The 12316-nt window shown below is 71.0% G+C and carries 11 protein-coding genes; 5 read left to right on the top strand and 6 right to left on the bottom strand.

Translation table 11 applies throughout. From position 1 onward, the window contains the following. Nucleotides 1-149: 149 nt before the first annotated feature. The 3 genes from LNK82_RS04665 to LNK82_RS04655 all read right to left on the bottom strand — a co-directional run bounded on the left by LNK82_RS04665 (nucleotide 150) and on the right by LNK82_RS04655 (nucleotide 3089). On the bottom strand, nucleotides 150-1682 hold the full coding sequence (locus LNK82_RS04665; protein WP_230565670.1) for an AMP-binding protein: 1533 nt from the start codon (nucleotides 1680-1682) through the stop codon (nucleotides 150-152). A 46-nt stretch (nucleotides 1683-1728) separates the two neighbouring features. Beyond that, entirely contained in the window at nucleotides 1729-2292 is a 564-nt protein-coding gene (locus tag LNK82_RS04660) for a carbonic anhydrase family protein (RefSeq protein ID WP_230565669.1), read from the bottom strand. Between the two features lie 62 nt (nucleotides 2293-2354). Then, the gene (locus LNK82_RS04655; protein ID WP_230565668.1) at nucleotides 2355-3089 is read right to left on the bottom strand and encodes an SIR2 family NAD-dependent protein deacylase; all 735 of its coding nucleotides are present in this window, start codon (nucleotides 3087-3089) and stop codon (nucleotides 2355-2357) included. Between the two features lie 117 nt (nucleotides 3090-3206). Between LNK82_RS04655 and LNK82_RS04650 the strand changes: the two genes are divergently transcribed. The 4 genes from LNK82_RS04650 to LNK82_RS04635 all read left to right on the top strand — a co-directional run bounded on the left by LNK82_RS04650 (nucleotide 3207) and on the right by LNK82_RS04635 (nucleotide 6927). After that, nucleotides 3207-3608 (top strand): hypothetical protein, encoded by a 402-nt coding sequence (locus LNK82_RS04650; RefSeq protein ID WP_148089054.1) that lies wholly within the window; start codon nucleotides 3207-3209, stop codon nucleotides 3606-3608. Next, entirely contained in the window at nucleotides 3605-5122 is a 1518-nt protein-coding gene (locus tag LNK82_RS04645; RefSeq protein WP_230565667.1) for a flagellar basal body protein FliL, read from the top strand. Before LNK82_RS04650 ends, LNK82_RS04645 begins: the two co-directional genes overlap by 4 nt. 304 nt (nucleotides 5123-5426) lie before the next feature. Further along, a complete protein-coding gene (locus LNK82_RS04640) occupies nucleotides 5427-6377 on the top strand; it encodes a LysR family transcriptional regulator (RefSeq protein ID WP_230565666.1) in 951 nt (316 codons plus the stop codon). A gap of 7 nt (nucleotides 6378-6384) precedes the next feature. Further along, nucleotides 6385-6927, top strand: a complete 543-nt coding sequence (locus LNK82_RS04635; RefSeq protein WP_230565665.1) for a DapH/DapD/GlmU-related protein — start codon at nucleotides 6385-6387, stop codon at nucleotides 6925-6927. Between the two features lie 179 nt (nucleotides 6928-7106). On the opposite strand, the gene LNK82_RS04630 is transcribed toward LNK82_RS04635, so the two are convergent. Then, nucleotides 7107-7754: a hypothetical protein gene (locus LNK82_RS04630; RefSeq protein WP_230565664.1), complete on the bottom strand. Its 648-nt coding sequence runs from the start codon at nucleotides 7752-7754 to the stop codon at nucleotides 7107-7109. After that, on the bottom strand, nucleotides 7751-8494 hold the full coding sequence (locus tag LNK82_RS04625) for an ABC transporter ATP-binding protein (RefSeq protein WP_230565663.1): 744 nt from the start codon (nucleotides 8492-8494) through the stop codon (nucleotides 7751-7753). The genes LNK82_RS04630 and LNK82_RS04625 overlap by 4 nt, the downstream gene beginning before the upstream one ends. Nucleotides 8495-8651: 157 nt before the next feature. On the opposite strand from LNK82_RS04625, the gene LNK82_RS04620 reads away from it, so the two are divergent. After that, the gene (locus tag LNK82_RS04620) at nucleotides 8652-11468 is read left to right on the top strand and encodes an aconitate hydratase (protein ID WP_230565662.1); all 2817 of its coding nucleotides are present in this window, start codon (nucleotides 8652-8654) and stop codon (nucleotides 11466-11468) included. A 50-nt stretch (nucleotides 11469-11518) separates the two neighbouring features. Here LNK82_RS04620 and LNK82_RS04615 read toward each other — a convergent pair whose 3' ends face one another. Then, nucleotides 11519-12109, bottom strand: a complete 591-nt coding sequence (locus LNK82_RS04615; protein ID WP_230565661.1) for a Uma2 family endonuclease — start codon at nucleotides 12107-12109, stop codon at nucleotides 11519-11521. Nucleotides 12110-12316: the final 207 nt, after the last annotated feature.

The raw sequence follows: 12316 nt of genomic DNA, 5'->3' as shown, positions 1-12316 counted from the left end.
CCCTCCCCGCGCACTCGGCCGATCGGCATTACGCCGAACGGCGCCATGCAGGCCGACTCTGCCACTCGTGCCTCACTGCTTCCACTCGACCCAGCCTGAACTTCAGCCACATGGGTCACAGCGGACGCGGGGAACTTCCCCCGGCCGGGTCAGTTGACCTTGCGGTCGAGGTCGGCCCAGTACGGCTCGCGGAGCTTGAACTTCTGCACCTTGCCGGTGGCGGTGCGCGGGATGGCGTCGCGGAACTCGACCGACGTCGGCGCCTTGTAGCCGGCGAGCCGGGCCTTGCAGTGCGCGATCAGCTCCGCCTCCGTCACCTCCGCGCCCTCGGCCCGCACGACCAGCGCCTTGATCGTCTCGCCCCACTTGTCGTGCGGCACGCCGATGACCGCCGCCTCGGCCACCGCGGGGTGGCCGAACAGGGCGTCCTCCACCTCGATGGACGACACGTTCTCGCCGCCGGTGATGATCACGTCCTTCTTGCGGTCGGAGATCGTCAGGTGGCCCTCGTCGTCCAGCTCGCCACCGTCGCCGGTGTGGAACCAGCCGTCCTCCAACGCCTGGGCGCTGGCCTCGGGGTTCTCCCAGTAGCCGGCCATGACGACGTTCCCGCGGGCCAGCACCTCGCCGGTGTCGGACACCTTCAGCCGCACGCCGAGCCCCGGCGCGCCGGCCCGGGAGAGCTTGCGCGCCCGTTCCGCCGGCGGCAGCTCGTCGTCGGCCGGTCGGGTGCGGTTGAAGGTCAGCAGCGGCGAGGTCTCCGTCAGGCCGTAGAGCTGCAGGAACTCCCAGCCGAGCTCCTCGCCCATGCGGGCGATGGTGCGGCTGGGCGGCGGCGCGCCCGCGCAGATGATCCGGACCCGGTCACGGCCGGGGATCTCGCCGTCCCAGTCCTGCGCGGCGTCCAGCACGGCGTTCCACACGGCGGGCGCGCCGCACATCAGCGTGACGCCGTGGTCGCGGACCCGGGTGAGGATCTCCGCGCCGTCGACCTTGCGCAGCACGACCTGCGGCACGCCGAGCCCGGCCAGGCCGTAGGGCATGCCCCAGCCGTTGCAGTGGAACATCGGGAGGACGTGCATGTACACGTCGCGCTCCCAGACGCGGGCGTGCATGGCGAACGTGACGGCGTTGATCCAGATGTTGCGGTGGGTCATCTGGACGCCCTTGGGCCGGGCGGTCGTGCCGGAGGTGTAGTTGATCGTGGCGGTGGCGTCCTCGTCCGGCTCGCGCCAGGGCCGCGGCTCGGTGTCGAAGCGCATCAGCTCGGTCTCGGTCTGCTCGCCGAGCACGAAGCGGTGCCGCGCGGTGACGCCGTCCAGCTCCAGCTCGGGGTCGACGAGCAGCGCGGACGCGCCGCTGTGCTCGACGATGTAGGACACCTCGTCGGGTCGCAGCCGGAAGTTCACCGGCACCGCGATGCGGCCGGTGGCGGGCACCGCGTGCAGCAGTTCGAGCAGCCGGGCCGAGTTGTGGCTGACCACGGCGACCCGGTCGCCCTCGCCGAGGCCGAGCGCGTCGAACCCGGCCTGCCAGGCGCGGACGCGGGTGGCGAACTCGCCGTAGGTCGACCTCGGCACGGGCGCGGCGGGCTGGACGGGCTCGTCGACGGAGGCCGTGGTGTCGGCGAAGACCTGCTCCGCCCGGTGGAGGAAATCGGCGACAGTCAGGGGTACGCGCATACGAGGTGACCTTATTAACCCGCCACCGCCCCGGCTACCTCCCGCCTCACCCGGTCGCCAGCACGAACCTCCGGTTCACCGGCTGCACCGGGCGGGGGTGGTCGGCGTGCGTGCGGATGAACGCGCGCAGGGCCGGGTCGTCCACCTGGACCGACTTGTTCATCACGACCCAGCTGACGATCTCGTCGAACTCCCCCGTGGTCAGCGAGCCCTCGTAGCGGTGGAAGCCGCCGCCCGGGAAGAGCGCGGGCAGGTCGATGCCGCTGGGCGGCTTCGCCTCCGACGGGCCCGGCTCGCCGAGGTCCACGAACACCGCCACCACGCACGCCCGCAGCGCTTCGTCCGCCCTTACGTGGACGGCGTGCATCTCCGCGCCACGCGACCGGCCGCGCACCCAGTGCTCGCTCGGCCGGTGGAAGTGGAGGTTGTCGAGCCGGAACTCCTGCCCGCCCAAGCACACCAGGTGCTCGCCCCTCGGCCGGAACCGCCAGCCGTGGCCCTCGTCGTGGGCGCTGAACTGGTCGGCGCGCCAGCGCACGTCCAACTCGTCGACCAACCCCGGCACCACGACCGCGTCACGGAGGTTGATCGGTGATTGTTGACTCCCCATGCGGTCACCCTTGCACCGCGATGCGCCCACGTACGGGTGGTTGAGCGGCACGAACGGGTGCTTCACCAGGTGCTCGGGTCGCCCCACGTGCGGATCGGGCCGTTCGCCACCACGGGCACGGCGGCCAGCTCGGGCAGCGCCGACGCGGCCGACTCGCGCACCACCGCCGCAGCCAGCGAGTCGTACGGCGTCGGGTCCAGGGCGCAGATCACCACCGACGCGCCGGCCTTCGCCGCCAGCGGCACCAACCGCGCGGCCGGCTCGACCATGAGCGACGTGCCGGCCACCAGCATCACGTCGCAGTCCAGCACCGCCAGCCGCGCCGCGCGCAGCACGTCGTCGTGCAGGGGCTCGCCGAACGCGACCGCCGCCGGCCGGAGCACCCCGCCGCACACCGTGCAGTCCGGGGGGACCTCGCCGCCGCGAACCCGCGCCAGCGCGTCGCCCATCGCGCCGACGGCGCCGCATGAGACGCACACCACACGTGACATCGACCCGTGCAGCTCGACCACCTCGGACCCGGCCCGCTGGTGCAGGCCGTCGACGTTCTGCGTCAGCAACGACCGCACCCGCCCGGCGCGCTGCAACCCGGCCAACGCGCGGTGCGCGGCGTTCGGCTCGGCCGTCCACATCGGATCGTCCAGCCAGGACTCCCACGCCTCCCGCCGCACGCGCGCCGACGTCAGGAACGCCGCCGCGTCGAACCGGAACCGCACGACCCCCGACTCCAGCGAAACGCCCGCGCCGGTGAGCGCGGTGATGCGCCGCGCGAAGGCCATCACGTCCCGTGCACTCATGCCACCACCGTCCCACACGCCTGCGAGCATGTGGTCGTGCGCGGGACACCGTCGGGGGAGCCGACAATCAGACGCTGGACGGGCGCGGTGCTCGGAGTTATCGGTTTGGTCACAGCCGTGACGGGTTTCTTCCTGCCCTGGCTGCGCTCGGGCACGGTCACGAGGACGAGTTACGAGGTGCTCGCTCTGCGTGGTTTCGCCGGGTTGGACGGTGTGCCGGGCGAGGTCGTGCGCGGCGCGTGGGTGGCACTCACCCCCTTGGCGGTGTGCTGCGTGGTGCTTTGGGCGGTGCGTTTTCACCGGATCGCGGCATGGCTCGCACTGGTGTTTGGCACGATTGCGGGAACGGTGGCGGCACTTGCCGCCGTCCAAGGGGGCAACGAGGCGGCACTGGTCGGGATCAGCCTGACCGGACCGGTGACCACCCTCGGTGGTGCTGTGCTGGGGATCGCCGGGGCGATCACCGTGCTCACCGCGAAATCCCGCACAGCGATCAGCACTCCAGGAGGAGCACCGTGACGTACCCAGGTGGCGGCGGAGGCGAATGGCCACCGCAGAACAACCCGTACGGCCAGCCGCAGCAGGGGGGCTACCCGCAGCAGCAGGGCCCGCAGCAGGGCGGCTACCCCCAACAGGGTGGCTACCAGCAGGGCGGGTACCCGCAGCAGGGCGGCTACCCGCAGGCCGGGCCCCAGCCGCAGCAGGGCTACCCGCAGACGGGTCCGCAGGGCTTCCCGCAGCAGGGTTACCAGCAGGAGTTCGGCCAGCCCTACGGCCAGGGGCCGTCCGGCTTCTCGGGTGGCGAGCCGCCGAAGAAGAAGCGCACCGGCCTGGTGATCACCGCCATCGTGGCCGTCCTCGCGCTGGCCGCCGGCACGGTCGCCACGGTGTGGGCGCTGCGCAGCTCCGACGACGTGGCCGCCGGCGCCGAGAGCCCGTCCACCGCGGCGAACAACCTGCTCAGCGCGCTGGGCAGCGGTGACGTCCTGGGCATCATGAACGGTCTGGCGCCCGCCGAGGCGAAGCTCAGCAAGGACTACACCGAGGCCACGATCAGCGAGGCCAAGCGGCTGGAGATCCTGAAGAAGGACGCGGACCCGAACAAGCTCAGCGGCGTCCAGATCAAGAGCGAGGGCATCAAGTTCGACGACGCCGCCGCGGAGAAGGTCAACGACCGCCTGACGATCAACAAGGTGGTCGAGGGCAAGATCACGATCACCTCGGACGTCAAGCAGGTGCCGTTGACCGACAAGCTGGTCGACGCGCTCGGCGCGCAGCTGGACAAGGCCGGCACGGAGACCGACACGATCGACTTCGCCAAGGAGAAGGCCGACCGCGACGGCAAGCCGATCGGCATCGCCACGATCAAGGTCGGCGACGAGTGGTACCCGAGCCTCTTCTACACCATCGCGAACGCCGCGCTGGAGCAGGAAGACCTGAAGTGGCCCGCCCAGGGCATCGCGCCGGCCGGCGCGGGTTCGGCGAACGACGCCGCGAAGCAGATGGTCGAGAAGGCGCTCGACGGTGACGTCGAGGGCGTCATCGCGCTGCTGCCGCCGGACGAGATGGGTGTGCTGCAGGACGTCGGCCCGGTCATCCTGGACCAGATGGGCAAGACGTCCGCCTCGGGCGCGAAGCTGATCGAGCTGGAGACGGACTCGAAGGACGTCTCCGGCGGCAAGCTGGTCACGATCCGCAAGCTGGTCGTCGAGGCCGAGGGCGAGACCGTCGAGGTCAGCCGGGACGGTGACTGCTACAGCGCCACGGTCCAGGGCCAGACGCAGCAGCTGTGCGCGGACGAGCTCGCGCAGCTGGTCGAGCAGCAGGGCGGCCGGAACATCCCGCCGGCCGCGGTCGACGTGATCGCCCGGATCGGCGCGCAGGTGCTGAAGGACGGCGTCGGCGTGGTCGCCACCGAGGTCGACGGCAAGTGGTACGTCAGCCCGTTCCGCACGTACAGCGAGCTGTTCCTGACGCTGATGCGCGGCCTGGAGCCGAAGGACATCGACGAACTGATCAAGGCGATCAAGTAGGTCGATCCGCACCACCGAACCGCTCCGCAGGGGTCCCCGCCAAGGGGACCCCTGCTTTTATTTTGCCGGCGGTGTACGACAATTCCGGCCCCCGAGCTCCGCGGAGACTTGCGGCGTCCCGCCGAACCCCGCCCCCACGGAGACTCGCTGCACCTGCGGAAGCCCTGTGGAGAGCGCTGGGCGCAGTTCCGGCACCGACAACCGGACGTTGGGTGAGGGAGCCGGCCGACCGCGCCGAAGTGCGACGACACAACCCGCTCCCGCCCACCCACAACGATCGGTTGCACGTCCATAGGCTCAAGCGGTGGATACGGAAGCACTGCGGTCGTTCGTGAGGGCGGCCGAGGTCGGGCAGTTGCGGCTCGCCGCGGTGGAGTTGGGCGTCACGCAGCAGGCGGTCTCGAAGCGGGTTGCTTCGTTGGAGCGCGAGCTGGGGGTCAACCTGTTCACCCGCACCGCACGCGGGGTCGAGTTGACGCTCGACGGCCAGGCGTTCCTGCCGCACGCGCGCAGCATCGTCATCGGCGTCGACCGCGCCGTCACGGCGGTCCGGCCCGGCTCCCGGGCCCTCCGGGTCGACGTCCTCGGGCTGCGCAGCGCGCAGGCCGTCGTCCTGCACGACTACTGGCGCTCACATCCCGGCACCAACCTCGACGTGGTGACCCTCAGGGTCGACGACCCACGCCTGGCGGTCGCCGCGGTCGAGGCGGGTGAGGTCGACGCCTCCTTCCGCACGATCACCGACCGGGCCGCGCTGCCGCCCGACGTCCGGATGATCCACGCGTTCGACTCGCCGCTGGAACTCCTCGTCGGCCCCAGGCACCCTCTCGCCTCCGCACGCGTCCTGACGCCGGCCCGGCTGCGCGAGCACCGGATCTGGGTGCCGGGCATCGCGCCGCGCAGCGAGTGGTCGGAGTTCTACGACCAGCTCACCACCGACTTCGACCTCCGCCTCGACGCGGCGGGCCCGAACTTCGGCAACGAAGTCCTCCAGGACACCCTCGCGGACTCCGCGGACGTGGCGACCCTCATCGGCGCGCGCGACCGCTACACCTGGCCGACGCACTACGACCTGCGCCGCATCCCGATCGCCGAGCCGACGATCGCCTACCCGCTCTCCCTCCTGCTCCCGGGCACGAACCCGCACCCCGGACTCCGGCCGATCATCGACCACCTCCACGGCCTGCCCACGCCGCCCGGGACCGTCTGGCGCCCGTCCTGGGCACTCACGCACGACACCACGATGAGGAAGTGACCCAGTCATGCGCGATGACCGCCTCGTGCGCATCCACAGCGCCGAGTTCCGCGCCATGTCCGAGCGGGTCCTGCGGGCCACCGAGCTCACCTCCCACCTCAACGTCCTGCCGTTCGAGGACGAAGCGGGCAAGGCCGAGCTGTTCGCCGCGATCCTCGGCCGGCCGCTGCCGGACAGGGTCACGATCCACCCGCCCTTCTACACCGACCACGGCCTCCGCCTGGAGCTCGCGGAACGCGTGTTCGTCAACCAGAACTGCACGTTCCTCGACTACGCCGGCATCCGCCTCGGCGAGCGCGTGATGGTCGGGCCGAAGGCCACCTTCATCACCGTCGGTCACCCGGTCGACCCCGAGGAGCGACGGGGGTGGCTCAGCGGTGGGCCCATCGACGTGGCGGAGAACGTGTGGATCGGCGCCGGCGCGACGATCCTGCCCGGCGTCACCATCGGGCGTGACGCAGTGATCGCCGCCGGAGCGGTCGTGGCCGACGACGTGCCGCCGGCGAGCCTGGTGACCGGCGTCAAGGCCGCGGTCCGCAGACAGTGGTGACGGCCACGAACACTAGGGCCTGTTTCACAAGTCCGTGTTCGCGATAGTCGGGCCTGAGGCGGCCCCCGGGGGCACGGCCGGACGGGCCACATACAACAGCGGTATGCGGCCCGTCCGGCCGCACCGCCAGGAACCACCTCCGGCGCGACTCTCATCGAACGAGACTTGTGAAACAGGCCCTAGCCGCGCCGAGGGCCCACCGCCGTGCCGAGCCAGGTCGCGCCGGCCACGAACAGCACCGCGACCAGCCCCGAGAGCGCCAGCGCGGACGGGACGCCGTCGTCGTGGGACAGCGCCCACAGCACGTTGCCGACGGGCGGGGTGCGGCCGAACAGGAACACCAGCACGACCAGCGCCGTCGCGGCGAGCACCGACCAGCCGGCCTGCGTGATCACCGGCCGGCTGCACAGCACGCCGACGCCCACGCCGACCAGCGCGCACACCGCCAACCCGCCGAAACCCTGCGCCACCGTGCCGAGCGGGTACGGGCGGGGTTGCGTCAGGACCGGCGCCACCGCGGCGACCAGGGCCACGCCCAGCGCCCCGAGCACGGCCAACGCGGTCACGGCGGCCTGCGCGCGGGCCCAGCCCCCGGCGGTCACCACGGTCATCGTCCGCCGCACCGGGTCCTCCGCGGTCGCGATGACCACCGTCAGCCACACCGACACCGGGTAGACCAGCACGCACGTGCCGGCGTACGCGGGCAGCGGCGGCCCGGCGTCCGACGCGTAGAGCATCCCGAGCACGGCCACGTGCAGCAGCAGCGGCGGCAGCCAGCGCTGCGTGCGCAGCACGTCGACCAGCAGGTACCGCACCAGCGCCGTCACGACCGCACGCTCCGCACCGAGCAGCCGAGCCGCAGCGCCTCGGCCAGCACGCCGTCGCTGAACCCCGCCCGCACCTCGACCCGCGCGCCGTCGCCGACCTCGTGCGCCGAGGACACCCCTTCCAGTGCGCTGATCAGCGCCAACGACTCCCCCACCCGGTCGAGCTCGATCACCACGCCACCGGGTCGGACCGCGCCGAGCGCCACCTCGCGGGCGCCCGGCAAGTCGTGCCCGTGGTGGTCGGTCAGCACGACGGCGGCCCGCGACGACGTCACCAGCTCGCCGAGCACCGCGCCCGCGGCGGCGTCCAGCCCGGACCACGGCTCGTCCAGCACCAGCAGGTCCGTCGCGTGCAGCGCCTGCGCCAGCGCGACCTTCTGCGTGTTGCCCTTCGACAGCGTGGCCATCGGCGCGTCCGGGTCGCCGACGAACCCGAGGGCCTCCACCAGCTCCCACCGCACCGGCACACCGCGCACGGCGGCGAGGTGGCGCAGGTAGTCGCGGGCGGACAGCTTCACCCCGGTCGGGAACCGCTCCGGTGCGTACCCGACCGACGCGCCCCGGCTCACCCGGCCGCTCGTCGGCGCGGTCACGCCCGCCGCGACGCGCAGGAGGGTCGACTTGCCCGCACCGTTGCCGCCGCGCAGCACCACCACGTCACCCGGCTCCACGGCGAGCGTGACGTCGCGCAACACCCACGGGCCGCGGCCGTAGCGCTTGCCGATTCGATCAAGACGCACCACGGGTGTGATGATGCCCCGACCAAGGTAGGGCCGGGTTGAAGCGGAATACAGGACACGCGTACTGTTTGGGGTGAGAGGGCATCGCACCCGCGGGTGCGGGAGACTCGGCAGTAGTTCCCCTACCGACTTTGCGCGTCACCAGATGGAGTTTCACGTGACTGCACCAGCGAGCAAGGACAGCTTCGGCGCCCGCGGCACGCTCACCGTCGGCGACGCCTCGTACGAGGTGTTCCGGCTGAGCGCGGTCGACGGCGCCGAGCGCCTGCCGTACAGCTTGAAGATCCTGCTGGAGAACCTCCTGCGGACCGAGGACGGCGCGAACATCACCGCCGACCACGTGCGTGCGCTGGGCAGCTGGGATCCTTCGTCCGAGCCGGACACCGAGATCCAGTTCACGCCCTCCCGCGTGGTCATGCAGGACTTCACCGGTGTGCCGTGCGTGGTCGACCTGGCCACCATGCGCGAGGCCGTCACCCAGCTCGGCGGCGACCCGACGAAGGTCAACCCGCTGGCGCCCGCCGAGCTGGTCATCGACCACTCGGTGATCGCCGACATCTTCGGCCGGCCGGACGCGTTCGAGCTGAACGTGGACCTGGAGTACCAGCGCAACAAGGAGCGCTACCAGTTCCTGCGCTGGGGCCAGACCGCGTTCGACGAGTTCAAGGTCGTCCCGCCCGGCACCGGCATCGTGCACCAGGTGAACATCGAGCACCTGGCGCGCGTGGTCATGGTCCGCGGCGGCCAGGCCTACCCGGACACGCTGGTCGGCACCGACAGCCACACCACCATGGTCAACGGCATCGGCGTGCTCGGCTGGGGCGTCGGCGGCATCGAGGCCGAGGCCGCCATGCTCGGCCAGCCGGTCTCCATGCTGATCCCGCGCGTGGTCGGCTTCAAGCTGCACGGCGAGCTGCCCGCCGGCGCGACCGCGACCGACCTGGTGCTCACGATCACCGAGATGCTGCGCAAGCACGGCGTGGTCGGCAAGTTCGTCGAGTTCTACGGCTCGGGCGTCGGCGCGGTGCCGCTGGCCAACCGCGCCACCATCGGCAACATGAGCCCGGAGTTCGGCTCGACCTGCGCGATCTTCCCGATCGACGGCGAGACCATCGACTACCTGAAGCTGACCGGCCGTTCCGCCGAGCAGCTGGCGCTGGTCGAGGCCTACGCCAAGGAGCAGGGCCTGTGGCACGACCCGGCCGCCGAGCCGGTGTACTCCGAGACGCTGGAGCTGGACCTGTCGACGGTCGTGCCGTCGATCGCCGGCCCCAAGCGCCCGCAGGACCGCATCGAGCTGACCAACGCCAAGGAGGCGTTCCGGCAGGCGCTCGGCTCCTACGTCGCGCACACCGACGGCGTGGACAACTCGCCGGTCGACGAGGCGTCCGAGGAGTCGTTCCCGGCCAGCGACTCGCCCGCGCTGAGCAACGGTGACGCGGGCGGCAAGCCGCACGTGTTCCAGTCCGCCGCCGAGGGCGCGGAGGGCCGGCCGTCCAAGCCGGTCAAGGTCACGCTGGACGGCGCGGAGTTCGAGCTGGACCACGGCGCGGTGGCGATCGCCGCGATCACGTCGTGCACCAACACGTCGAACCCGTCGGTGATGCTCGGCGCGGCGCTGCTGGCGAAGAAGGCCGTGGAGAAGGGCCTGGAGCGCAAGCCGTGGGTCAAGACGACCCTCGCGCCGGGCTCCAAGGTCGTCATGGACTACTACGAGCGCGCCGGGCTGCTGCCGTACCTGGAGAAGCTGGGCTTCCACCTGGTCGGCTACGGCTGCACCACGTGCATCGGCAACTCGGGCCCGTTGCAGGACGAGATCTCGGCGGGCATCAACCAGGGCGACCTGGCCGCGGTGTCGGTGCTGTCGGGCAACCGGAACTTCGAGGGCCGGATCAACCCGGACATCAAGATGAACTACCTCGCGTCCCCGCCGCTCGTGGTGGCGTACGCGCTGGCCGGTTCGATGGACAAGGACATCACCACCGAGCCGCTCGGCACGGACCAGGACGGCAAGCCGGTGTACCTGGCCGACATCTGGCCGTCGCCGCAGGAGATCTCCGAGGTCGTCGCGTCGGCGATCTCGCCGGAGGGCTTCACCAAGGGCTACGCCGACGTGTTCGCCGGCGACCAGCGCTGGCAGTCGCTGCCCACGCCGACCGGCAAGACGTTCGAGTGGGACCCGCAGTCGACGTACGTGCGCAAGCCGCCGTACTTCGAGGGCATGCAGATGGAGCCGGCCCCGGTGACGGAGATCGGCGGGGCGCGCGTGCTGGCGCTGCTCGGCGACTCGGTCACCACCGACCACATCTCGCCCGCCGGCGCGATCAAGGCCGACTCGCCCGCGGGCAAGTACCTGACCGAGCACGGCGTCGAGCGCAAGGACTTCAACTCCTACGGTTCCCGGCGCGGCAACCACGAGGTGATGATCCGGGGCACGTTCGCCAACATCCGGCTGCGCAACCTGCTGCTGGACGACGTGCAGGGCGGGTTCACCCGCAACTTCCTGGAGGAGGGCGCGCCGCAGACCACGATCTACGACGCGTCCGAGGCCTACGCCGCGGCGGGCGTCCCGCTGGTCGTGCTGGCGGGCAAGGAGTACGGCTCGGGCTCGTCGCGCGACTGGGCCGCGAAGGGCACCTCGCTGCTCGGCGTGCGCGCCGTGATCGCCGAGTCGTTCGAGCGCATCCACCGGTCGAACCTGATCGGCATGGGCGTCCTGCCGCTGCAGTTCCCCCAGGGCGAGACGGCGGCGTCGCTCGGCCTGGACGGCACGGAGACCTTCGACTTCACCGGCATCACCGCGCTGAACGACGGCGACACGCCGCGCACGGTGCACGTGGTGGCGACGAAGGCGGACGGCTCGAAGGTGGAGTTCGACGCGGTGGTCCGCATCGACACGCCGGGTGAGGCCGACTACTACCGCAACGGCGGCATCATGCAGTACGTGCTGCGCAAGATGGTCCGCAGCCAGTAGGCGTCACGCGACGGGGCCGTCCACCTGTGGGTGGGCGGCCCTGTCGCCGTTCAGCGGACCAGCGCGTCCAAGGCGACGTCCACCGGGAACGGCACGGTCGTCTTGAGGCGGTCGTGGAAGATGCCGGTGAGCGCGTAGGTGGCGGTCGCCGGGTCCAACTCGTAGACGTAGACGACGGGCAGGCCATCGCCGTTCTCCACACGCCAGAAGTGCTTGATCCCGGCCTGCGCGTACCGCCGCGGTTTCGTCTCGCGGTCACGGATCTCGGACGACTTCGACACGACCTCGACGACCAGCAGCACGTCGTCCGGCTCGTAGTACGTGCGGTCCAAGTCGCGGGTGATCTTCTTGACCACCGACACGTCCGGGCAGGGCCGATGCCTCTCACCGAGCACGACATCCATCTCCCGGACCGCGGTGAACCCCTCGGGCACCTGTCGACGCAACTCGTTCCGCAGCCCGTCGACGACCAGCATGTGGAACTCGGTCTGCGGACTCGTGATCAGGAGTTCTCCATCGATGAGCTCAATGCGCTTGAGCGCGTCGAGTTCTCCGCAAGGGCCGTCCGGGCTGATGTGGTCGAGATCAGCCGCTGTCCAGCCGTCCGGCGGGACGTAGGGCCAGTGGAGTTCTGCCCTCATGGCGCAAGCGTAGAGCCTCCCCGCACGTAGGAGCGATCGCTCAACCGGTTGCGGGGTGGAAGGCGTCGTACGTGGGCACGACAGCCGTGTCCCAGGCACGCCGCGGGCCGAGGACGCATCGCCAGCGCATTGTCGTCACAATTCAAGTTTCGCCCGTAACGATCCGCAGATCGAAAACGACCGATGATTCTTATTGCACCGATCGGG

Source organism: Saccharothrix luteola (assembly GCF_020859565.1).
Classification (GTDB): Bacteria; Actinomycetota; Actinomycetes; order Mycobacteriales; family Pseudonocardiaceae; genus Actinosynnema; species Actinosynnema luteola.
This window is presented reverse-complemented; position numbering and strand designations above follow the sequence as displayed.